At 73.8% G+C, this 22,748-nt stretch carries 15 protein-coding genes and 3 pseudogenes; 9 read left to right on the top strand and 9 right to left on the bottom strand.

Translation table 11 applies throughout. From position 1 onward, the window contains the following. Positions 1 to 1,515, top strand: a complete 1,515-nt coding sequence (locus ACIQMU_RS22645; protein WP_352242552.1) for an ATP-binding protein — start codon at positions 1 to 3, stop codon at positions 1,513 to 1,515. After that, positions 1,512 to 2,162, top strand: a complete 651-nt coding sequence (locus tag ACIQMU_RS22640; RefSeq protein WP_352242553.1) for a hypothetical protein — start codon at positions 1,512 to 1,514, stop codon at positions 2,160 to 2,162. The genes ACIQMU_RS22645 and ACIQMU_RS22640 overlap by 4 nt, the downstream gene beginning before the upstream one ends. A 211-nt stretch (positions 2,163 to 2,373) precedes the next feature. Here the strand turns inward: ACIQMU_RS22640 and ACIQMU_RS22635 are convergent, their stop codons facing one another. From ACIQMU_RS22635 to ACIQMU_RS22620, 4 genes are all read right to left on the bottom strand, one after another. Further along, on the bottom strand, positions 2,374 to 5,715 hold the full coding sequence (locus tag ACIQMU_RS22635; protein WP_402689551.1) for a S8 family peptidase: 3,342 nt from the start codon (positions 5,713 to 5,715) through the stop codon (positions 2,374 to 2,376). 306 nt (positions 5,716 to 6,021) lie between these two features. Continuing rightward, positions 6,022 to 7,083 (bottom strand): amidohydrolase family protein, encoded by a 1,062-nt coding sequence (locus ACIQMU_RS22630; protein ID WP_402689550.1) that lies wholly within the window; start codon positions 7,081 to 7,083, stop codon positions 6,022 to 6,024. A gap of 144 nt (positions 7,084 to 7,227) precedes the next feature. Beyond that, positions 7,228 to 8,166 (bottom strand): sigma-70 family RNA polymerase sigma factor, encoded by a 939-nt coding sequence (locus ACIQMU_RS22625; protein ID WP_352242556.1) that lies wholly within the window; start codon positions 8,164 to 8,166, stop codon positions 7,228 to 7,230. Between the two features lie 10 nt (positions 8,167 to 8,176). Then, positions 8,177 to 9,355 carry an NAD(P)/FAD-dependent oxidoreductase gene (locus tag ACIQMU_RS22620; protein ID WP_402689549.1) on the bottom strand — a complete coding sequence of 393 codons (1,179 nt, stop codon included), beginning with the start codon at positions 9,353 to 9,355 and terminating at the stop codon, positions 8,177 to 8,179. Positions 9,356 to 9,473: 118 nt separating this feature from the next. Here ACIQMU_RS22620 and ACIQMU_RS22615 point away from each other — a divergent pair. From ACIQMU_RS22615 to ACIQMU_RS22605, 3 genes and pseudogenes are all read left to right on the top strand, one after another. Continuing rightward, positions 9,474 to 10,526, top strand: a pseudogene (locus tag ACIQMU_RS22615) (urease subunit alpha); the annotation flags it as partial. Continuing rightward, the gene (locus ACIQMU_RS22610; RefSeq protein ID WP_402689548.1) at positions 10,526 to 11,107 is read left to right on the top strand and encodes an urease accessory protein UreF; all 582 of its coding nucleotides are present in this window, start codon (positions 10,526 to 10,528) and stop codon (positions 11,105 to 11,107) included. The pseudogene ACIQMU_RS22615 and the gene ACIQMU_RS22610, both read left to right, overlap by 1 nt. After that, positions 11,026 to 11,331 (top strand): annotated as a pseudogene (locus ACIQMU_RS22605) (urease accessory protein UreD); the annotation flags it as partial. The gene ACIQMU_RS22610 and the pseudogene ACIQMU_RS22605, both read left to right, overlap by 82 nt. Positions 11,332 to 11,382: 51 nt before the next feature. Here ACIQMU_RS22605 and ACIQMU_RS22600 read toward each other — a convergent pair. From ACIQMU_RS22600 to ACIQMU_RS22590, 3 genes and pseudogenes are all read right to left on the bottom strand, one after another. Further along, positions 11,383 to 12,402, bottom strand: a pseudogene (locus ACIQMU_RS22600) (sugar ABC transporter permease); the annotation flags it as partial. A 39-nt stretch (positions 12,403 to 12,441) separates the two neighbouring features. Further along, positions 12,442 to 13,899, bottom strand: a complete 1,458-nt coding sequence (locus ACIQMU_RS22595) for an FGGY family carbohydrate kinase (RefSeq protein ID WP_402689547.1) — start codon at positions 13,897 to 13,899, stop codon at positions 12,442 to 12,444. 52 nt (positions 13,900 to 13,951) lie between these two features. Further along, positions 13,952 to 15,007: a 2-hydroxyacid dehydrogenase gene (locus ACIQMU_RS22590; RefSeq protein WP_352242560.1), complete on the bottom strand. Its 1,056-nt coding sequence runs from the start codon at positions 15,005 to 15,007 to the stop codon at positions 13,952 to 13,954. 192 nt (positions 15,008 to 15,199) lie between these two features. Between ACIQMU_RS22590 and ACIQMU_RS22585 the strand changes: the two genes are divergently transcribed. The 4 genes from ACIQMU_RS22585 to ACIQMU_RS22570 all read left to right on the top strand — a co-directional run bounded on the left by ACIQMU_RS22585 (position 15,200) and on the right by ACIQMU_RS22570 (position 20,081). Further along, entirely contained in the window at positions 15,200 to 15,859 is a 660-nt protein-coding gene (locus ACIQMU_RS22585) for a histidine phosphatase family protein (RefSeq protein ID WP_352242561.1), read from the top strand. After that, a complete protein-coding gene (locus ACIQMU_RS22580; protein WP_352242562.1) occupies positions 15,856 to 16,632 on the top strand; it encodes a DeoR/GlpR family DNA-binding transcription regulator in 777 nt (258 codons plus the stop codon). The genes ACIQMU_RS22585 and ACIQMU_RS22580 overlap by 4 nt, the downstream gene beginning before the upstream one ends. 160 nt (positions 16,633 to 16,792) lie before the next feature. Next, complete coding sequence (locus ACIQMU_RS22575) at positions 16,793 to 18,265, top strand: FGGY-family carbohydrate kinase (protein WP_402689546.1); 1,473 nt, start codon at positions 16,793 to 16,795, stop codon at positions 18,263 to 18,265. Between the two features lie 271 nt (positions 18,266 to 18,536). Then, positions 18,537 to 20,081 carry a pectate lyase gene (locus ACIQMU_RS22570; RefSeq protein WP_352242564.1) on the top strand — a complete coding sequence of 515 codons (1,545 nt, stop codon included), beginning with the start codon at positions 18,537 to 18,539 and terminating at the stop codon, positions 20,079 to 20,081. Here the strand turns inward: ACIQMU_RS22570 and ACIQMU_RS22565 are convergent. Beyond that, the gene (locus ACIQMU_RS22565) at positions 20,069 to 21,229 is read right to left on the bottom strand and encodes a pectinesterase family protein (protein WP_402689545.1); all 1,161 of its coding nucleotides are present in this window, start codon (positions 21,227 to 21,229) and stop codon (positions 20,069 to 20,071) included. The two genes, ACIQMU_RS22570 and ACIQMU_RS22565, sit on opposite strands and share 13 nt — an antisense overlap. A gap of 144 nt (positions 21,230 to 21,373) precedes the next feature. After that, positions 21,374 to 22,705: a polysaccharide lyase family 1 protein gene (locus ACIQMU_RS22560; RefSeq protein ID WP_402689544.1), complete on the bottom strand. Its 1,332-nt coding sequence runs from the start codon at positions 22,703 to 22,705 to the stop codon at positions 21,374 to 21,376. Positions 22,706 to 22,748 lie beyond the last annotated feature (43 nt).

Below are 22,748 nucleotides of genomic sequence, written 5' to 3'. Positions count from 1 at the left end.
ATGCCCGGAGCGGCCGCCGCCTTCGGGGTGCGCCCCCGCTTGGTGCTCGCCTTCCTGCTGGTGGCCGCGGTCAGCGCGGTCACGACCGCCGCGTTGACCTACCGGGAGGCGCGCAACGCGGTCCTCGAACGCGCGCAGGACACGGCCGTCGCCTCCTTCCGCGAGGAGGCCGAACGGTTCGTCCCCAGCCTGCCCCTGGACCCGGAATCCCTCCGCTGGAACCTCTACGACATCGCGGCGCGCTCCCAGCCCCACCCGTGGATCGTCTTCGCCGAGTACGGCTCGGTGCGCGTCTCCTCCGGCGACCGGCCGGTCTCCGGTGTACTGACCGCGGAGCTGCGCCGCTCGGCGCACACCTCGCCGCACGGCAGCTTCCAGCGGGTCGTCAAGGACGGGAGGGCGTACCTGACGATCGGGATGCCCGCGATGACGCGGGTCGTCGCGGGCGGCGGCGCGGTGCCCAGCGGCCTGGTGCTCTACGCCGTGATGCCCATGACGAACGAGGAGGCGGACATCGACGCACTCGTGACCGCCGCCCGCGACGGTGCGCTGCCGGGGCTGGCCGTGGCCCTGGTGCCCGCCCTGTTCGCGGCGCGCAGCGTGCTGCGTCCGGTCCGCGAACTGCGGCGCGCCGCGCAGTCCATGGGCGGCGGACAGCTCGACACCCGTATCCCCGTACGCGGCAGGGACGAGATGGCCGGCCTCGCCCGGACGTTCAACGACTCGGCGGCCCGCCTCGAACACTCCGTACGGGAACTGCGCGACGCCGGAGCCCGGGCCCGGCGCTTCGCCTCGGACGTCTCGCACGAATTGCGGACCCCGCTCGCGGGGATGCTCGCCGTCACGGACGTGCTGGACGAGGACGCCGGGACGCTCGACCCGGACACCGCCCGGGCCGTGCGCCTGATCAGCGCGGAAACCGGCAAGCTGGCCACGCTGGTGGAGGACCTGATGGAGATGTCCCGCTTCGACGCCCGCGTGGCCGAACTCACCACCGACGAGGTGGACGCGGCGGAAGCGGTGCGCAGAACCCTGTCCAGCAGACAGTGGCACGACCGGGTCGACGCGGAGCTGCCCGAGGGCATCCGCATCCGCCTGGACCCGCGCCGCTTCGACGTCATCGTGGCCAACCTCGTCGGCAACGCCCTGCGCCACGGTGCCGAACCGGTCACCGTACGGCTGTCGTCCCGCGCGGATGCGCTGATCATCGAGGTGCGCGACCGCGGCCCCGGGATCACCGCGGCGGCGCTGCCGCACATCTTCGACCGCTTCTACAAGGCGGACGCCGCACGTTCCCGCTCATCGGGCAGCGGCCTCGGCCTCGCGATCACCCAGGAGAACGTGGGGCTCCACGGCGGCACGGTCCGCGCACGGAACGCGCCCGGCGGCGGCGCGCTGTTCACCGTGGAACTGCCCTTCGACGGGCCCGCGTCCGCGGGCGCACCGGACGGTCCGGCGGCCGCGCACGGCGGAGCGCCGGGAGACGGCCTCGACCGGACGGAGGCCACCGCGTGAACCGGGCGTCGCGTGCGGCCCGCCTCGCCGTGCCGCTGGTGCTCGCCGGGGCGTCGCTCACCGCCTGCGGCATCCAGGAGACGGGCGTGGTCCAGGCGGGGCGCCCCGCCGTCGGCGACCTGCTGCCCCCGCGTGAGGCACGGGTGCTGTTGTTCCTCCTCACCGCCGACGACGAACTGCTGCCCGTGCCCAGGACCGTCGACGCCCCGTGGCACACCGGCGACCCGGGCGTCGTCGGGCCGGACGGCTCTCCCGCACGCCCGGACGGGGCGACCGGCGAGGACCGCCCCGGCGGCTCGCCCTCCCCGGGCGCCGAGGCGAGCGGGCCCCTCTCGCCCCTCATGGCCGTCAACGCACTGCTCACCGGACCGAACAAGGCCGAACAGCGGGCCGGGCTCCGCAACGCCCCTTCGCTGCCGCGTGCGACGTCCGCCGTGGACCGGGTCTCGGCCGGTGGCTCCACCGTCGAGGTCGGGCTGAACCTGCGGGTGAGGAGCCTGACCGCCCCCGCCCGCGACCAGCTCGTCTGCACGGCCGCGTACGCGGCACACGCTCAGGGGGCCCTGCCCGTCAGCCTGGTCGGGCAGGACGGGCGCCTGGCCCCGGCCGACTGCTCCCTCCGCCCGGCCCCGGCTCCGGCCCGCTGAGGAGGCAGGGGCGTACCTACGGCCGGGAGGCGGCGTACGAAGCCGGGCCGGGTCGCGGCGTCCGGCCGCCGGGCCGCCGTGCGCGCCCGGCCCGTACGGCACAGCCAAACGGCCCGCCGGAACCTCCGTTCCGGCGGGCCGTCCCGCTCATCTCACCCGGACCGTGTCCCGCCCGGTCGCGCACCGCGCACGGGTCCGGCCGAGTGGCGCCTCACCTGCCGAAGAAGGCGTTGTGGATCGTGACCGTCGACTTGTTGCCCTTCTTGTCGGTGACGACGGCCTTCAGCGATATCGCCTTGCCCTCCCGCGGGGCGCGTACGGTGATCCCGCCCGCGACGACCTTGGCGGGCAGCCACGTCCCCTTGCCGTAGGACACCAGCACCCGCAGCGCCTTCAGACCGGATCCGGCCGCCGCACCCTGCACCTCGACGGGGATCGTCTGCACGCCGCCCGCCGGCACGGTGGAGTCCAGCGCGAGCCGCGGCAGGAAACGGACCGTGGAGACCGGCAGGATCTCAGGGGTCTCGGTGCGGGCCGAGGTGAAGGTCCACGAGGCGTCGATCCGGGTCCCCGCACGGGTGACCGCCGGATTCCGGTGGATCGTCGTCGCCACCTTGTACGTGGCGGACTCCGGAGGCAGCGCGAAGGCCCCCTCGTCGATGGCCGCGTCCTCCTTCGCGTACAGCACGCCGTCACGGTGGATGGTCGTGCGGGCGCCGGAGTAGCGGGCGAATCCGGGATGGCCCGCACCGTCACTGACCAGCGCCAGCGAGCCGAAGATGTCGTCGCCGTCGCGCACGATCCCGTCACCCGCCTTGATCTGCGGTCCCATCACTCCGGCGTGGAAGGTCTCGGTGTGCGTCGTCCCCGGCTCGAACCGCCGTGCCCGCTCGAAGGAGTAGGCCGCTTCGACCTGCCGGTCGCCCGTCGCATCCTTCTCGCCCAGCACGCCCGCCGCGATGTTCCAGACGGCTTCGTCGTCCGTGGACAGATATATCCTGCGGGTCCCCGGCAGGGGGTGCACCGAGTAGAGCGGGGCGACACCGCCGTTGGCCAGTTCGCCGTACGCCTTGGCGATGCCGTCGAGACCGGGAACCGACGAACCGATCCGCACGTTCACCAGCGCCATGTCGCCGGTCGTGTAGGTCTTGCTGTAGCCGGTGGCCAGCTCCGGGACCAGACTGCCCGCGAGGGCGTTGTACTCGGTGCCGCCGCGCTTCCAGTGGGCGGACCACTGCTGGTAGAGGGTGCCCTCGGCGGCCCGGGGGCCCTGGTGCGCGGTACGGACGTTGTCGAAACTCTGGAAGTCGCTCCACAGGGTGATGCCCGTCTCGGGCGTGTTCAGGGCGTACATCATTCCCGCACGCGTCGGCGTGGCCGTGCCGTCCGGCACCTTGAACGCCACCGGACGGGTGGTCCGGGCGTCGAGCTGGACGGTGGTCGGGCCGGTCACCGAGAACTGGGGGTTGTTGATGAGGTCGGCGCCCTTGTCCGGGGCCGCGGGGTCGGCCAACAGGTCGGCCGACAGGTTGTAGGTGCCGCGCGGCAGCCGGATCGTGGCCGAACCGGACGACAGGTCCGGGAAGAACCGCTGACCCGAGCCGTTGCCCTCGTAGCCCTTCAGGTCCGCCTGCCAGCCGGTGCTCGGCGCACCGTCCCGGCCGGTGGCGTTGAAGGTGACCTCGTACGACTCGGCCTCGCGCTCCACCGCCGTCGCGGTGCGCACGCTCCGGCCGCCCCCCGACGCGACGACCGTCGCCGAGTAGGAGCCGTCGACCGTACCGCCGAGGCGGGTGTCGGCCGTCAGGTCCACGGCGGCGGTGCCGCCCGCCGGAACCGTGACGCGCTCTGCCCCGAGGGTGAAGAACCCGGCCGGGGCGGGCTGCCCGTCCCCGCCGGTGGACGCCGTCAGCGACAGGTCCAGCGTCACGTCGGCGCTGCCGTTGTTCCGGTAGGTCACCTGCTCGGTGACCGGCACGTCGTCGGTGTGGGGCCACGGCTGGGCGCCGAGGGAGACCGAGACCGGCTCGGCGACGATCGTCTGGTCGATCGCCTCGTCGACGGCGAGCCGCCCCGCGCCCTGCTGGAAGACCGAGTGGGAGCCGTCCTCGGCCGAACCCGTCAGGGCGGCCTTGATCTGCGCGCCCGACCAGGAGGGGTTCTTCTGCTTGAGGATGGCCGCGGCGCCCGCGACGTGCGGGGTCGCCATCGACGTGCCGCTCAGGCTGTGGTAGCCGGGCGGTTCCTGCCCCTCCACGCCCGCCGCCGCGGCCGCCGTGATCGACATGCCCGGTGCGGTGAGGTCGGGCTTGACGGCCTTGTCGCCGGTGCGGGGGCCGACGCTGGAGAAGTCGGCGATCAGGTCGTCGTCGTCGACGGCGCCGACGGTCAGGGCCGCGTCGGCGCTGCCCGGTGAGGCGACCGTGCCCCGTGCCGGCCCGTTGTTGCCCGCGGCGATCGCGAACAGGACGCCCGTCTCCGCGGAGACCTTGTTGACCTGGGCTTCCAACGGGTCGATCCCGGGGGCGTCGAGGCTGCCCAGGCTCATGTTGATGACGTCGGCGCCCTGGGCGACCGCCCAGTCGACTCCGGCGATGATGCCGGAGTCGTCACCGACGCCCCGGTCGTCCAGCACCTTGGCGTTGATCAGCCGCGCCCCGGGGGCGACGCCCTTGAACCGGGCGTCCTTGGCCCCCGTACCGGCCGCCGTGGAGGCCACATGGGTGCCGTGCCCGTCACGGTCCCGGGCATCCGGGGAGCCGCTGAAGTTGCGCTCGGCCGCCACCCGGCCCGCCAGGTCCGGATGGGTGGCGTCGATGCCCGTGTCCACGACGGCGATCTTCACACCGGTGCCGTCGAACGAGCGGGCCCAGGCCGCCGGGGCGCCGATCCGGCCGGTGCTGCGGTCGAGCGACGCCTTGCGCACCCCGTCCAGCCAGATCCGCGCGATGCCGGAGGAGGTGGCGGCCGAACCGTCGCGCTGCTGACGCGTCAGGGCGTTCCACAGCGCGCCCGTGCCGTCGGCGGTGGCGGCACTGGTGACGGCATCGGCGTCGAGGGCCGACAGGGTCCGGCGGACGGTGGTGCCGTCGGCGGACCGCACCTCGGCGCGCGCGGACGGGGCCGCCGAACCCCGGTAGCCGACGATCACCTTGAGGCCGGCCCGGTGGGCCCTGCGGCTCTCCGGCTCGGCGAGTCCGGTGACGTCGAACAGCCGCCGGTCCAGTCTGCCGTCGGCGATCAGCTGCCGGGCGTCACGCGGCACCACATGGGTGCGGCCCTCGTGGATCTCGGTGAAGAAGGGAACGGCCTCCCGGCCCTTGGCCCGCTCGATACCCCCGACCCGGCCCTCGGCGTCCAACAGGACGCGGTCGCCGGTGATCAGGGTGACGGTGTGGACGGTCCGGCCGCCTGCCGCCGAAGCCGTGGCGGTGACCGGTGACGCCGGGTCGGACCCGCCGGTCCTCCCCGACGCCGGGCCGGTCGTGCCCGCCGTCAGGGCGACCGAGGCCGCAGCGACGAGGGCGTACGCCCTCGTTGATCTTTTTCGCAAGATTGTCCCTGCTCAGAAGTGGGATCGGGCGGGCGAAGTCCCGGCCGCACGGGGCCCGTTCGGATACGCGTTCGGCCCCGGATTCCTGAAGTATGCCGAGGCCGCTCGGACCCACTCAATGATCGTTGTGTAACAGCCGACCGCCATGATCCGGCTTACCCGGGAGGGCGTCCGGTCCCCGGTCACCGGGCTCCCGGCCGACTCCGGCCCCGCCTCGGAGCCGCCCCCCGCGGGGAGGCCGGGACCGGCGCCGGTCCCGCACGGGCGTGCCCCGGCCGGCGCCTCCCGCCGAGGAAGGGCACAGGGTCAGCGCATGACCCTGCCCCGCAGAATCACCCGCTTCGGCTGCCCCAGAACCGCCGGCTCCGCGGCGGGGTCCCGGTCGTACGCGACGAGATCGGCGGGTGCTCCGTCCACGAGACCCGGCAGCCCCAGCCAGTTCCGCGCCGTCCACGAGGCGGCTCCGAGCGCCTCCTCCGCCGGCATCCCCGCACGCACCAGCCATTGGGACTCCGTGGCGACGGTGCCGCACGGAAAGGTGTCCGTGCCGGCGAGGACCGTGACGCCGGCTTCGTGCGCCAGACGCACGTTGTCGATCATGCCCTGCCAGCCGAGGAGCCAGTCCGAGCGCCGTGCGCCGGGTTCGCGGCCCTGCCAGATCTCCGCACTCCCGGCGAACGCCGAGAGGGTCGGTACGTAGGCGGTGCCCTGCCGGGCCATCAGATCCAGCAGGCCCGGATCGAGGTGCATCCCGTGTTCGAGGCTGTCGGCCCCGGCCAGTACGGCGTTTCGCGAGCCCTCACCGGTCTGGCAGTGCACGGCGACCCTCCCGCCGACGGCATGCACCGCCTCCACGGTCGCCTTCAGCACGTCCAGGGGCACCGCGGGCTCGTCCCACCGCCAGTCACCGATGACCTTGCACCAGCCCGACGAAGCCGTGGCTTCCTCGACCGCCGCACCCGCCAGCTCGTGTTCCCCGAGGTCCCGCCCCGCGCCGGGGAAGAACCGGCCGGGTGTCGCCAGCCACCGCCCCGCCGACCGGACACGCGGCAGGTCGGCTGCCGTGTCGACCCAGCCGGGCATGCGTTCCGCCGTCCCCGGCGTTCGCACCAACAGCACGCCCGCGTCCCGGTGCTCGGTCAAGTGGCGGCGCAGCAATGCCTCGTCGAACCTGTCGTCCGGACTCTCCGCCCCCGGATGCGTGTGGACGTCGACGAGCCCCGGCAACAGCCACCCGCCGTCCACAACGGTCTCCACCTGCTTCGCCGCCGCCCCGGCCGGCGGCTCGGTCCGCAGCCTCTCCCCGTCGATCCAGAACGTTCGCTCCACGCGCTCGGGCAGAACGACACCGCGTATTCGTTTGAACATGGCGACGAACCTACGCCGAACTCCAACGAGGCGTACGAGAAGGAGCGACCGCGGTCCTGCCGCGGGGTGGCGGGCCGCTCGGGAGAGCTCCGGCAGCCGTGGTCCTTCCGCGCCGACCGGGACGCCGTACCCCGGCGGCGGTGATCACCACGCCCGGACGACCGGTGCGCCGGGTTCGCTCCGCCGCCACTCCTTGTCGAGGCGCGCGAGCCGGCCGGCGGCGGCGATGCCGCACAGGAACGCGACCTTGCCGTCGCTGACCTCGAACGCCACGGCGCCCACGACCCGGCCCTCCACCACGGCGATGACGGCCGGGACGCCGTTGACCCGCGCCACATGCATCGCGGGCGAGCCGCCCGCCAGCCGCCGCTTCGCCGGCGTGGGCTTGAAACCGGCCCGTACGAAGGAGGCGACCCGTTCGCGCGTCCGGTAGCGCAGCAGCCGCCTCGCGAGTCCGGCACCGTCCGATACCGCCGTCACGTCTTCGGTGAGCAGTGCCACCAGCCGATCGGTGCGCCCCGACATCGCGGCGGCGAGGAACTCCTCGACGACCCGGCGCGCGGACGCGGGGTCGGCCTCGCCGCCGCGCCGGCGCTCGGCCACGACCCGGGTTCGGGCCCGATGGGCGTGCTGCTGGCTCGCCGACTCGGTGATGTCGAGGATCGCGGCGATCTCGGCATGGCTGTACGAGAACGCCTCACGCAGGACGTAGACGGCCCGCTCGGCCGGAGAGAGGCGCTCCAGGAGCGTCAGTACGGCCAGGGACACCGATTCGCGCTGCTCGAAGGTGTCGGCCGGGCCGAGCATCGGGTCGCCGTCGAGCAGCGGTTCGGGCAGCCACGCGCCGGCCGCTCGCTCGTGACGCGCCTGTGCCGAGCGGAGCCGGTCGAGGCAGAGGTTGGTCGCGACCTTGGTCAGCCACGCCTCCGGCACCTCGATCCGCTCCCGGTCCGCGGCCTGCCAGCGCAGGAACGTGTCCTGCACGGCGTCCTCGGCGTCGGCCGCCGAGCCGAGCAGACGGTACGCGAGCGAGGCCAGCCTGCCCCGGCCGGCCTCGAACGTGTCGACGGCTGCGCTGTCCATGCGCAACAGCCTAGGCGCCGACCCGGTCGGGCGTCCGGTCCAGACGGCGCCTGCGCTTCGGCATGCCGAAGGTCGGATGGGCCACGCCCCACCCGGCCCCCTTGAGCACACCCGACTTGAGCCGTGCGGCGGTCCGGCCGCCCAGGTACCAGCGCTTCGACCGGTCGTCCCCGCCGACCATCTGGAAGATCGCGTCCCGCCGTCCGAGGCTGATGTGGTTGCCGTAGTACCTCAGCCCGGTGGCCGGGACCTCGCCGCCCGTCAGGCGGGCGATGATCGCGGCGGTCGCCTGCATGTTGGTGATCCCGGCCGAGGCGCAGGACATCGGCAGCGGCCGGCCGTTCTCGCCGATCGCGTAGGCGCTGTCGCCGGCGGCGTAGACGTCCGGGTGCGAGACCGAGCGCATGGTGCGGTCGACGACGATCTGGCCGGTCCCCGCGACCTCCAGGCCGGCGGCGGCCGCTAGGGGGTGCACGGCGAAGCCGGCCGACCACACGGTCACGTCGGCCGGAAGGGACGTACCGTCGGCGGCGATCGCCCGTGTCGGCTCGACGGCTGCGACGGGGGTGTACTCGTGAACGGTGACGCCCAGCCGTTCGAAGGCCCCGCGCAGGTGGCGGCGGGCCTTCGGGGAGAGCCAGGCGCCCGGCTCGCCCCGGGCGGCGAGCGCGACGGAGAGCCCGGGCCGCGACTCGGCGAACTCGGTCGCGGTCTCGATGCCGGTCAGCCCCTCGCCGACGACCAGGACCGTGCCGCCCTCGTGCAGGCCGGCCAGGCGCTCGCGCAGCCGCAGCGCCGAGGACCGGTCGGCCACATCGAAGGCGTACTCGGCCGCCCCGGGGACGTCATGGTGAGCCACAGAGCTGCCGAGCGCGTACAGAAGGGTGTCGTAGGCCAGTTCGCCGGCGCCGTCCTCGCCGGTCACGGCGACGGTCCTGCGCCCGGGGTCGACGGCGGTGACTCGGGCCAGGCGCAGCCGCACCCCGGTGCCCGCGAACACGTCGGCGAGCGTACGGAAGCCGAGGTCCTGACCGATCGCGAGCTGGTGGAGCCGCATCCGCTCGACGAAGTCCGGTGCTGCGTTGACGACGGTGATCTCGGTGTCGGCGGGGGAGAGCCGACGGGCCAGGTTTCCGGCGGCGAAAGCCCCCGCGTATCCGGCGCCGAGAACGACGATGCGGTGCTTCATGGCGATGCTCCTGTCTCGTTCGTGTGCCCCTAGAACGGGACAGCGCTCCGATTGCTGACAGGAATGGGATGTGACGCGGGTCACCGGCCCTCCGCGGCGGGGCGGCCGGTGAGGCGTCGGCCGCCAGGTCCACGAGGACTGGGGCGCCACCCCGGCCGCGATCGACGCCGCACTGCGGGCGGCCGACGCGTACGGCCTCCAGGTGGCCCTGCACGCGGACAGCCTCAACGAGGCCGGCTACGTCGAGGGCACCCTCGACGCCATCGCCGGACGCGGTATCCACGTCTTCCACGCGGAGGGCGCGGGCGGCGGCCACGCCCCCGACATCATCACCGTGGCCTCCCACCCCGACATCCTCCCCGCGTCCACCAACCCGACGCTCCCGCACACCGTCAACACGGTCGCCGAGCACCTCGACATGCTGATGGTGTGCCACCACCTCAACCCCCGGGTCCCCGAGGACCTCGCGTTCGCCGAGTCACGCATCCGGGCCACCACCAGCGCCGCCGAGGACGTGCTCCACGACATCGGCGCACTCTCCATCACCTCCTCCGACGCCCAGGCGATGGGCCGCATCGGCGAGGTCGTCTGCCGCACCTGGCAGGTGGCCCACGTCATGAAGCGGCGCTTCGGCGACCGCGGCGGCGAACTGCCCGCCGACAACGAGCGGGCGCGCCGGTACGTCGCCAAGTACACGATCTGCCCTGCCGCCGCCCACGGCATCGACCACGTCGTCGGCTCCGTGGAGCCCGGAAAACTGGCCGACCTGGTGCTCTGGGACCCCGCCTTCTTCGGCATCCGGCCTGCCGCCGTCATCAAGGGCGGCATGGCCGTGTACGCGCCCCTGGACGACGCGGGCGCGGCGATCCCCACCACCCAGCCGGTCCTCATGCGCGCCACCTCCGCCGCCGAGGCCGCGCCGCACCTGTCGGTCAGCTTCGTCTCCCCGCTGGCGCTGGCCGACGGGCTGGCCGAACAGCTCGGCCTCGTACGGGAGTTGGTCGCCGTACGGCCCACCAGGCACCTCACCAAGGCGGACCTGCCGAACAACACGGCGCTTCCGGCCATCGACGTGGACCCGGAGACCTTCGCCATCCGTATCGACGGGGAACTCGTCGAGCCCGCCCCCGCCGCCGAACTGCCGCTCGCCCAGCGGTACAGCATGTTCTGATGGAGCGACTCGCCGCCTTCCTGCTCGCCGACGGACGGCTCCCGGTCGGCGCCCACACCTACAGCGCGGGCCTCGAACCGGCCGTCGCCGCCGGCCTCACGCGCGCGGGAATCCCCGCACTGCTGAGGGCCCGCCTGCACACCACGGCCGTCACCGAGGCCGCCGCCGCCGTACTCGCCCTGCGGGCCGCCCTGAGCGACCCCGTGGACTACGCTCCCGTGCAGCGGGCTCTCGCCGCCCGGACTCCGACGGCCCCGCTGCGCGAGGCGTCCACCGCACTGGGCCGCGGCGTACACCGCCTCTCCCGCCGGCTGGCCCCGGACCACCCCGCGGTCACCGCCCTGACACGGCTCCCGCAGCGCCCTCTGCGGCCGGTCGCCCTCGGGGCGCTCGGGGCCGTCCTGGAGGTGGGGGAGGAGGCGCTGGCCCACGGCGTCGTCTACGACGAACTGCAGACCATCGCCGCCGCCGCACTCAAACTGCTGCCCGGCGACCCCCTCGACTCGGTCGCGTGGACCGTCGCGCCAGGACCCGGGCTCTGTACGACGGAGCGGAACTGCTGGTCGAGGATCTGGACCTGACCGACCCGGAGATGCGCGAACTGCCCGGCATCCTCGGCCCGAACCGGGTCATCGGCTCCCTCACCGCCCTCGGCGCACGGCCCCTCGGCCCGCCCCACCCCTACCGGACGGACCTCGCGGGCCCCGGAGCCCAGGTCCGGCTGCTGGACACCGAGGCGCCGGCGATGGAGGCGGAGCTGACGGCGCTGTGGGAACACTGGCGGACGGAAAACGTCCGGGAGTGACGCCCCGGGGCCGGCGGGCGGCAACGGCGGCGGGGACCGGGAACACCGTACTCAGGCCCTGCCGTGGGAGACCCGCGAACGCCGGGCCACGGCATCCAACGACACCGCCGGCAGCAGCACCCCGCCGGTGACCATGAAGCGGTACGCGGAGTCGAGATTCAGCGGCGTGAGCCCGCCGGAGATCGACTGGATCACGAGAACGCCGAGCGGAGCGGCGAACGCGGTGCCCCGGCCGCCGAGCAGACTGGTACCGCCGGTGACGGCCGCCGCGATGGCGTTGAGGTCGACGTCACCGCCGCCGCTGCTCTGGTTGGCCGCCGCGAGCCGCGCGGCGGAGAGGACCCCCGCCGGCGCACGCGAGCGTCGCGCACAGCACGGAGGCGGTGGTGCGGGCAGCCTTCACCGGGACTCCCGCCCGCCGGGCGGCTTCCATGTCGCCGCCGACGGCCTACATCGACCTGCCGAACGAGGTGCGGGACAGGACGTAGTGCAGCGCCGGCACCAGGGCGAGGAAGAACACGGACATCCAGCCCATTCCCCGGTCCCGGTTGAGATACCAGACCGCCGCGCCGAGGCCGGCCGGCAGCGCCAGGCTCCGTCCGGCGAGCAGACGCCGGGAGGCGGCGTTGAGCCCCGCGCGCCGGCGCTCCCTGGCGGCGGGCCGCACCGGTGGCGGACAGGGCCGCCGAGCCCGCCACAACCAGCGTGTACGCCAGCCGGGGCGGCAGGAAACGGAGTTGGGTGAAGGCCACCGGCCCCGATGCGAAGGGCAGGTTGATCGAGCCCTTGGGGGCGAGTACCCACAACTGGACACCGAGGAAGCCGAGGAGACCGCCCAGCGTGATGACGAAGCTGGGCACCCCGATCCGGTGGTGGACCTGCGCGTGGAACCAGCCGATCACACGCGCATGCCGGCGATACGGTGACGGCGAGCCAGGCCGGCAGGCCCCGGTCCACGAAGAGCACGGCCGGGACGGCAGCGCCGAGCCCGCTGACCGAACCGACCGACAGATCGATCCGGCCGACGAGGAGGACGCAGACGACGCCCAGGGCGACGATGCCGACCGGCACGCATGCACAGGGGCGTCGGAGCGCTCACAGCCGTCCGGGTCACCGCGCGCCGGCTCCCCACTCGGCCCGGGCCGCCGCCAACGCGGCCCGGTACCGCCCGTACCCGTCCTCGTACAGCGCCCGTACGTCCTCACGCGGATCGACCACCTGATGGCGTCCCGGCGGCGGCGCGTACCCGGGGGACAGCGAGGCCCTGGCGACGGACACCACGCCGAGCGCCCCGACCTGCTCCTCCAGCGGAACGCGCACGGGCCGGCCGAGGACGTCGGCGATCAGCCGGGCCCACGTCGCCGACCGGGTGCCACCGCCGCACAGGGCGAGCGTGCCGCACAGCCCCGCCGAGTCCAGGCAGTGCCGGGCCGCGTACCCGATGGCCTCGCAGACGGCCCGGACGACGTCCGCCCGGCCCGCCGCGAGGCTGAGCCCGTCGAGTCGGCCCTGGGCCGACGGCTCGACGAACGGGGCCCGTTCGCCCGCCTCGGACAGGAAGGGAAAGGCGTGGACGCCCCGGGCGCCGGGCGGGCTGTCGGTGAGGAGGGCGTCCACATCGGCCGTCGTCGCACCGACGAGGGCGAGCACCCACTCCAGCGCCGCCGTCCCCACCATGGCGGGCATGGCGCGCAGCCACCGTCCGGGAGCCGGCGTGCACAGCCACATCCCGGCGGGCTCGGCGAGCGGATCGAGATCGACGCGGTCGGTCAGCACCTGGCTCGCGAGGGTGGTGCCGAGGATGAGGACCCCGTCCCCCACCTCGCGCACCCCGCTCCCGATCGCGCAGGCCGGCAGGTCGTACGGCCCCGCCACGACCGGCAGCCCCTCGGGCAGCCCCAGCAGCCCGGCGCCGCGACCGTCCAGCCCGAGCACCGTTCCGGGAGCGGCCGGAGGCGGCAGGAGCCCCGCCCGGTCCTCGACGCCGCACGCCGCCAGGGCCTGGGGCGCGTAGTGGCGGGTACGGGGGTCGAGGAACGGCAGCGTCGCGTCGGAGGCGTCGAGGCACACCCGGCCGGTGAGGCGCTGGGCGACCGCGTCGACGCAGTACCCCGCGACGGCGGCCCGGTCCAGCGAGTCCGGCTCGTGTTCCTGGAGCCAGCGCAGCAGCGGGCCGTGGCACCCGGGGAACATCCCCGAGCCCGTGTGGGCGTACGCGGCCCCGATGGTGCCGTCCGCCAGCCAGCGGGTCACCAGGTCCGAGGCCCGTGCGTCCATCCAGGAGATGGCGGGCCGCACCGGACGGCCGCCGGCGTCCCGCAGCCACAGCCCGTCCCCCTGCCCGGTCAGCGCCACGGCGTCCGGCGTCCGGCCGGTCGCGGCGGCGACCTCGCGCACGACCTCGCCGACGCCGGCCACGACGTCGCCGAGATCCTGCTCCACCCGCCCGCCCGGCAGCATCTCCACGTGCGAGCGCCGGCTCGCCGAGGCCAGGGCGCCGCCGGCCTCGTCGAACGCCACGGCTTTCGTGACCGACGTCCCGATGTCCACACCGATGATGGCGCTCACGCCTGGCTACCTCCTGTGCGGGCGATGGCTTCCCGGGCGCCGGCGGCGACCGTCAGGTCCGACCGGGCACGAGGACGTCCCCGTTCGCGAGGTGGGACAGCTCCTCCCCCCGCAGGAAACGGCCGACCTCGGCGGCGGTGATGGCCGCCGCCCGGTGGGCCGTCTGCCGGGTCGCACCCGCGAGATGGGGGGTGGTGATCACGTTCGGAACGTCACGCAGGGCCCAGTCGGCCGGGACCGGCTCGATGTCGTACACGTCCAGGGCCAGCGCTCCCAGGCGGCCGCCGCGCAGCAGCTCCGGCAGCGGCGCGTGATCGAGCAGCCCGCCGCGCGCGGAGTTCACCAGGACCGCGCCGCGCGGCAGCAGCCCGAGCCGGCGGGAGTCGAGCAGGTGATGGGTCTCCGCCGTCAGGCGGGCATGCAGGCTCACCACCGAACTGCGGCTCAACAAGGCGTCCAGCTCGACGAGTTCGACCCCGTCCGCCGCGACCGCGGCAGGGTCGGCGTACGGGTCGGCCGCGAGCACGCGGGCTCCGAAGGCGCGCATCACGCGTGCCACGATGCGCCCGATGGCGCCGTAGCCCACGAGTCCGACCGTCGCGCCGCCCAGCTCGCCGCCGCACTCCTCGTACGCGTACAGACCGCCCCGCCACACACCGCGCTTGAGCTCCGCGTCGGCGGTGGCGATATGCCGCATCGCGGCGAGCGTCAGCCCCACGGCGAACTCCGCGGCGGCCGGGGCGTTACGGCCGGGGGCGAAGCTGACCCTGACCCCGTGGCGGGTGGCGGCGGCCAGGTCGACGTTCACCGGCCCGCCCCGCGAGACGGCGACGAGACGCAGCGCGGGCGATGCGGCGAACACCCGCCCGGTGAACGGGGCCAGCTGCGTCACGCAGACCGACACCCCGGCCAGCGCCTCGATCAGCTCGTCCTCCGCGCCGCTCGCCTCCCGCACCTCCGCGACCGGACCGAAGGGTTCGTGGGGCCAGGGCAGGGTCAGTTCCGCGAACTCCGGCAGTTCCCGGCCCGTGCGGGACAGCTCCTGGCTCACCGCCGCGCGGATCAGCGCGGGACGGACGAAGTGGTCGCCTGCGGCGAGGATGCGCATGACGTCGGATTCCTTCTGCGAGGAGAGCCGGTGGGATCGCGTGGCGAGCGGTTCGGGGCGGCATCCGGGCCGCGACGGGCCGGTGCCCGGCTGTGGAAATCGCTGTTAAATTTAACAGCGGTGACGTGAACCGGCAATGCGCCCGGCGTGTACGGCTGCGGACGCGGCCCCGACCTCGAAAGGGCGGTCTCCATGACCTCTCGCCTCCTTCTGGTCCGGCACGGCGAGACCGAGTGGCACGCGGAGAACCGGTACGCAGGCGTCACCGACGTCGCACTGACACCCAGAGGCGTGTCCCAGGCGGCCGGCCTCGCAAGCTGGGCCGCCCGCAACGGCGTGGACGCGGTCGTCAGCTCCCCGCTCGCCCGCGCTCGCCGGACGGCGGCCCCCGCGGCGGCGGCGCTGGGCCTCGCGGTGGACGTCCGGGAGGGGTTGCGGGAGGTCGACTTCGGGTGGGGCGAGGGCCGGACCGCCGAGGAGATGGCCGAGGAGGACCCCGAAGCCGTACGGCGCTTCCGCCAGGACGCCGACTCCGGCGCCTTCCCCGGCTCCGAGCCCGTCGCCCGGGCCGCCGCCCGGGCGACCGCGGACCTGCGCGAACTCGCGCACCGCCACCAGGGGGGCCGGGTACTCGTCGTGGCGCACAACACCCTGCTGCGCATCGCCCTGTGCGAACTCCTCGGACTGCCCCTCGGGCACTACCGGCTGATCTTCCCGCGCCTGGACAACGGGGCGGTCACGGAGATCGAGATCCGCGGCGAGCGGACGGCGCTGCGCTCGCTCAACGTCCCCACCGCCGCGCCCCCCGGCCCCGCGCCCGGCACGGGCCCTGCGGGAGACTGGTCCCCATGACCAAGAGATCCGCCGAAGAGCGCCGACGGCTCATCGCCGACCATGTCGTGGAGCAGGGCACGGTCACGGGCGCGGCCCTCGCCCGGCTCACGGGCGTAAGCCTGATGACCGTTCACCGCGACCTCGACGACCTCGCGCGGCAAGGGGTGCTGCGACGCTTCCGCGGCGGCGCGTCCGCCCTGCCGTCCACGGTGTTCGAGTCGAGCCTCGACTACCGGCTCGGCGTCAACACGGCGGAGAAGAACGCCCTCGCGCGCGCCGCCGCCGCGTTGGTGGAGCCCGGCATGTCGGTGATGCTCGACGACTCCACCACGGTGCTGGCCATGGCCGGCCTGCTGGGCGACCTCGCCCCGCTCACCGTGGTCACCAACGCCCGCCGGGTGCTCGACGTCTTCGCCGGGTGCGAGGGCATCCGTCTCATCGCCCTGGGCGGCGAGTACTCCCGCACCCATGACTCCTTCCTCGGCATGCCGTGCGTCGAGGCGGTGGAGGCGCTCTCCGTCGACCTCGTCGCGGTCTCCGCATCGGCCCTCGACGCCAGGTCGGCCTACCACCAGGAGCAGGACGTGGTGCTGGTCAAACGGGCGATGCTGACATCGGCGGCGACGAAGGTCATGCTCATGGACCACACCAAACTCGCCCGGACCGCGCTGCACCGGGTGGGGCCGGTCGCCGACCTGGACCATCTCGTCGTGGACGACCGGGCGGACGCCGAACTGCTCGGCAGGCTCCGCGAACGGACCCGGGTGACGGTGGCGGCCGTCGCACCCTGAAGGCGTGTTCTCCCGCCCGCGACGGATCTCCCGGCCACGATGGATCTCCGCCCATGATGGAACACGTGTTAATTTCACACCGAACTGACCACGAGGACGGGCGGCCATCTCGCCGGTGGACCCGGTCGGCCCGTCCGGCCGGGGAAGGACGCCGTCCGCCATGAGCCGTGCATCCCGTCGTACCACCCCCGGTCCTCCCGCCGTGATCGGGATCGATGTGGCGACCGCGTCCGTCCGCGTCCTCTGCGTGGACGGGCGGGGGCGCGTGCTCGCCCGGGCGCGGGGCGATCTCCCACCCCCTGTGCGCAGTGCGGCGGGGGCGAGCGAGCAGGACGCCCGCTCCTGGTGGCCCGCCGTGCGCTCGGCGTTGCGCCGCACCACGGCCGCACTGCCTCGGGGCGGCCGCGAGGTGATCGCGGTGGCCGTGTCCGCCACCTCCGGAACCATCGTCCCCGCCGGTCTCGACGGCGAACCGCTCGGCCCGGCTCTGATGTACGACGACCGGCGGGCCGCCGACGTCAACGCCGAGGCACAGCGGGCGGGCAGCGCCCGGTGGGACGCGCTGGGCCTCTGTGTGGGGCCCACCGCCGCGCTGGGCCGGGCCGTCGGGTGCCTGCGGACGTACGGCTCGGGCCTGCGCCACATCCTGCACACACCCGAGGTCGTCGGGCGCGGGCTGACGGGTCACCCGATCGCCACGGACTGGAGCCACGCGCTCAAGTCCGGCTACGACGCCCGCGCCGCGGAGTGGGCGCACGAGGTCTTCGACGCCCTCGGCTTCCCGTCGGCGCTGCTCCCCGACGTACAGGCGCCCGGCACGGAGGCCGGAGTCGTCGGCCCGGAAGCGGCCGGGGCGACGGGTCTGCCCCGGGGGTGCTCCGTACGCCTCGGCATGACGGACGGCTGCGCCGGCCAGATCGCCACAGGGGCGGTCGAGCCGGGACGCTTCGTGGGTGTGCTCGGCACCACGTACGTGCTCAAGGGGGTCTCAGCGGACCTGGTCCGTGACGCGACCGGAGCGTTCTACAGCCATCGCCACCCCGACGGCTGGTGGCTCCCCGGCGGGGCCTCCAACACCGGAGGGGAGTGCCTGGCCGGCATCGCCCCCGCCCGCCTGCCCGCGCTGGACGCCGCCGCGGCGGCCAAGGGCCCCGCCTCGACCGTGCGCTACCCGCTGTGCCGCGACGGAGAACGCTTTCCCTTCGTCTCCGGCGCGGCGCGCGGATTCGAGCTGGGCCGCCCCCACGACGAGGCGGATGCCCACCGGGCCGCACTCGAAGGAGTCGCCTTCGTCGAACGCCTGGCCCTGGAGCGGGTCGAGCGGCTCGGAGTCCCGGTGCTCGGCCCCCTCCACGCGGCCGGCGGGGGCAGCCGCAGTCCGGTGTGGACGGCGATCAGGGCCACCGTCCTGGACCGGCCGGTCCGGGTGGTCGAGCGTGCGGAGACGGCGTTCGGCGCCGCGCTCCTCGCCGCGACCGGCACGCTCCACGAAGATCTCGCGGCGAGCGCCGCGGCCATGGTGCGCGGCGGCGCCCTCGTCGATCCGGTGCCGGAGGAACGCCCGGCCCTGGACGACGCGTACGGCCGCTTCGTGGCGGCGCTGCGCGCGCGGGGCTGGCTCTCCGACGTCTGACGCGGGGCGCCTCGCTCGCGCTCAGGCGGCCCACCGCCTGCTGCACGCATCTTGCCAGAGCGGTCGGAGCCCTCTAGCTTCACTCTAGAAAGCGCTTGCTGCCCGGTCGCCTCCCATGTGGAGCCCGGGATGCCGACGCGCTGCCGCACCCCCCACGCGGCGGCTCGTGCCCTCTCGCGCGGGCGTGCGAGGGAGCGCTCCCATTGTCATGGGCACGCCAGAGATGGGCTGTCCTCCATATCCGTATCCAAAGACGCACAGGGAGAAGAACATGAGACGACGACCAGTCGCACGGCGGCTGCAGGCCGCCGTGGCAACCCTGGCCCTCGCGGCCGCGACCGGTGCGGTGCTGTCGGCCCCGGAGGCGGCGGCGGCGACCGGGAGCGCCACCGGCTACGCCACCCAGAACGGCGGTACCACCGGCGGGGCCGGCGGGCAGACGGTCCGCGCCACCACCGGGACCCAGATCCACGAGGCCCTCTGCGGACGGGCCAGCAGCAGCACCCCGATCGTGATCGAGGTGGAGGGAACCATCAACCACGGCAACACCGCCAAGGTGTCCGGCAGCAGCTGCAACACCGCCGCCGGCGTGATCGAGCTCAAGCAGATCAGCAACGTCACGATCGTCGGCGTCGGCGGCGGGGCCGTCTTCGACCAGCTGGGCATCCACCTCCGCGAGGCCAGCAACATCATCATCCAGAACGTGACGGTCCGGAACGTCAAGAAGTCCGGCTCGCCCACCTCCAACGGCGGTGACGCCATCGGCATGGAGTCCGGCGTCCGCAACGTCTGGGTCGATCACACCACCCTGGAGGCGTCGGGCGGGGAGTCGGAGGGGTACGACGGCCTCTTCGACATGAAGAACGACACCCAGTACGTGACCCTCTCGTACAGCATCCTGCGCAACTCCGGCCGCGGCGGCCTGGTGGGGTCCAGCGAGAGCGACCGCTCCAACGGCTTCATCACCTACCACCACAACCTGTACGAGAACATCGACTCCCGCGCGCCCCTGCTGCGCGGCGGCATCGCCCACATCCACAGCAACCACTACGTGCGGCTCAACGATTCCGGCATCAACTCCCGGGCCGGGGCCCGCGCCAAGGTGGAGAACAACTACTTCGAGGACTCCAAGGACGTCCTCGGCACCTTCTACACCGACCAGGCCGGCTACTGGCAGGTCAGCGGCAACACACTCGACAACGTCACCTGGTCCAGCCGCGGCGGCACGACCAACCCCGCCGGGCCCGACATGAAGTCCACCACCACGGTGAACATCCCCTACGCCTACCGTGCCGACGCGGCCGGTTGCGTGCCGGACGTGGTGAGCCGCACGGCGGGCGCCGGCACGGGGCTGAAGGTCTCCGACGGCAACTGCTCACCGCAGACGCCCACCCCGACGCCCACCCCGACCGACCCGACGCCGGGGCCGACCGACCCCACTCCGCCCACCGGGACCAACCTCAGCATCGGAGCCGGCTCCGACGGCTCCGGCAAGGCCGCCGGCACGAGCTACGGCGACCTGCGGGACGGCGACCTGAACACCTACTGGTCGCCCGTCGGCTCCACCGGTTACGCCTCGATCAAGTGGGCCTCCGCCACCACCGTCTCCTCGGTCCGCATCCGTGAGGCTGCGGGTTCCGAAGGCACGATCACGACCTGGCGGCTCCTCGACGCGGACACCGGCGCAGTCCTGGCCTCCGGCACCGGTGCGGGGGCCATCGCCTTCCCGCCGGCCTCCCTGCGGAAGATCACCTTCGAGATCACCGGCTCGACCGGCACACCGAGGATCACCGAGTTCGAGACCTACGCGGGCTGACCGAAGCCGCCCCCACCGTCCATGGCCCGCATCTCCCATCTGCCCGGGAGGTGCGGGCCCGGGACGTCCAGCCACCGGGCCGGGGTCTGGACGCGGGCCTCGGCCGCGCTCAGCCGCGGCCGGTTCGCGGGGACGGTGACACGGGCGCCGGGGCCGGTGTTGCGGTGTTCGGCGAAGCGCTGGTCCTGCCACGGGAAGCCCGCGGACATGGTGCCGTACGGCGCCACCGCGTCGATCCCCGGACCGAGCCGGCTCTCCCGGACGGTCAGCATCGGGCGGGCGGTGAGGTCGGACGAGGGGACCCAGGGGCGGGCGAGCTTGTAGTAGGCGTCGGGGGCGGCGCTGGTGACCCGCGAGCGCACGACCAGGAAGCCGTACGGATTGGCTCCCGCGGTGCTCGGCGCGAAGACGTAGCCGTACGGGGGCGACGCCAGGTCGGTGCGGGTCAGGGTGCGGAAGTGGCAGCGGTCGAACACGGCGGTGGCCCGGCCGAAGACGAAGTCGACGTCCCCCTCCACGTAGCAGTCACGGTAGTACTGCCGGGCGAACGCGGTGACTGCGGGGGAATCGGCGTACAGGGTGTCCTGGTGGCCGAGGAACCGGCAGCCGTGGAACGCCGACCGGTCACCCTGGACCTTGACGGCGACGGCCTGCGTGCCGGTGTACTCGGGGTTGTCGGAGCGGAGCCAGTCGTTGGCGAAGGTCAGGTCCCGGGCCGTGAACCCGGCCGCCCGGACGGTGACGGAGGCCGATCCGCTGGTGCCCAGCGTCCCGGAGCCGTCGGGCCGGGGAGTGCCCGCCGCGTTGTCGTACACGAGCACCGTGTCCCGGGCGTCGCCGCTCGCGCCGATCAGGGTGAGCCCTTCGTGGGCGGGGCCGATGAGCACCGTCGCCCGGTACACGCCGGGGGCGATCACGAGGGTGTGCCCGGCGCCGGTCACCGCGTCGACGGCGGACTGCACGTCGGTGTGGTCGCCTCGGCCGTACGCGTCGACATACAGGGTGCGGGGGCCCGGGCGGCGGGCGGGTGAGCCGTAACGGCCGAAGGGGCGGGGGTGCGCGTCCCCGGCGTGGGCGGTGGGTGCGCCGAGGGCGAGGGCGGCGCCCGTTCCGGCGAGCAGGGAGAGCGCGCTGCGTCTGCTGGGCATGGTCAGCCTCCTGGGAGTGAGCGGCGAAAGGCCGGAGCGGCGCTCTCCGGGATGGTGGAAAGCATGCGGTGCCGCTCCGGCCGGTATCAGCGATTGCCGGCTTCGAGGGACCTTCGGGCCCCCGGGACCGGGGTCGTCTCTGCGTCAGCGGCCGCCGGCCCTGCCCGCCCCGGCCCCGAGCGCCACGAGCAGCGGTACGGCCAGCGGGTGGTGGACCGCCGTCCGCAGACGGGGTGTCCAGCCGGCGCCCTCGGTGAGGTGCTCCTCGGGAACGCCCGCGTTGTGCACGGCGACCAGGTCGGTCCGGCGTCCGTTGACGTAGTTGTCTCCCGCGGTGAGGGAGGACTCCGACCACTTCTTCAGGATCGTCGCCCGGTCGATGCCGCGGTTGAGGGTGAACGCGTTGTGCTCGGCCACGAGGCGTGACTCGGCGCCGATGCCGTACGTATAGCCGTAGGCGCTGCCCGCCGTCGCCAGGAAGTGGTTGTTGTACGAGTCGACCTGGCCGAAGCGGACGCGCGGCGCCCGCTCCTTGACGTCCTTGAAGAGGTTGTGGTGGAGCGTGACGCGGAGCTTGCCCCGGTCGGTCGCCCCGGCGCCGTCGCTGTTGCCGATGAGCATGGTCTTGTCGTGGTCCTTGAGGACGTTCCACGAGACGGTGACCAGGTCGGCGCCGCGGACGATGTCGAAGAGTCCGTCGTGCTGCTGGTACACCTGGCCGAAGTAGCGCGGCTGGCCCGCGTCGGGGCGGCCGCCGTCGCTGAACGTGTTGTGGTCGACCCAGACATGGCGGGAGCCGTACACGACGAGGTTGTCGTACTCCGCGTTCCAGGCGCCCTCGGCTCCGTCCGTCGGGTCCCACTGCGGGAAGCAGTCGTAGGTGTCCTCGAAGCCGATGTTGCGGATGATGACGTTGGAGACGTCCCGCACCTGGAGCCCGGCACCGATGATCTTCGGGTTCTTCCCCACGCCGACCAGAGTGGTGTTGGAGGGGACCTTGATGGTGACGGCGGCCGCCTGCCGTTTCGCGGAGGCGGCGCGGGCCTCCTCCAGCGGACCCGAGGGGACCGAGTCCCGGCCCCAGACCTCGGGGTCGTAGGCGGCGAGGTACTTCTCCAGCGTGTAGCCGCCGGTCCGGTACTGCTCGCAGCCGATCGGCGTGCCGTTCACGTCGGAGTTGCCGTGCACCGTCCCGGAGATCCTGATGATCTTCGGCGCGTCGCCCGCCTCCGCGAAGGCTGCGACGAGTTCGGCGCGGTCGGTCACCGTGTAGACGTGGTCGGGCGTGGCGTTCGCGCCTCCCGTGGTGGAGCCCTCGGCGGCGGCCCAGCCGTCTCCGGCGGGCAGTACGGCGCGCTCCAGGCCCGGGCCGGGGTGGCGCGGGGACGCCTGGGCCGGGGCGCTCACGGCGAGGGCCAGGGAGGCGCAGCCCAGGGTCACGGCGATGGCGCGGGTATGACGCTTGCGTGCGGGCATGGCGAATCCTTCTGTGTCGTCGGAAGGGGAAAGAGGGGCGGGG

Source organism: Streptomyces sp. NPDC091649 (assembly GCF_044756785.1).
GTDB lineage: Bacteria > Actinomycetota > Actinomycetes > Streptomycetales > Streptomycetaceae > Streptomyces.
Note: the sequence above shows the minus strand (reverse complement) of the source record. Positions and strands in the feature narration are given on the sequence as shown.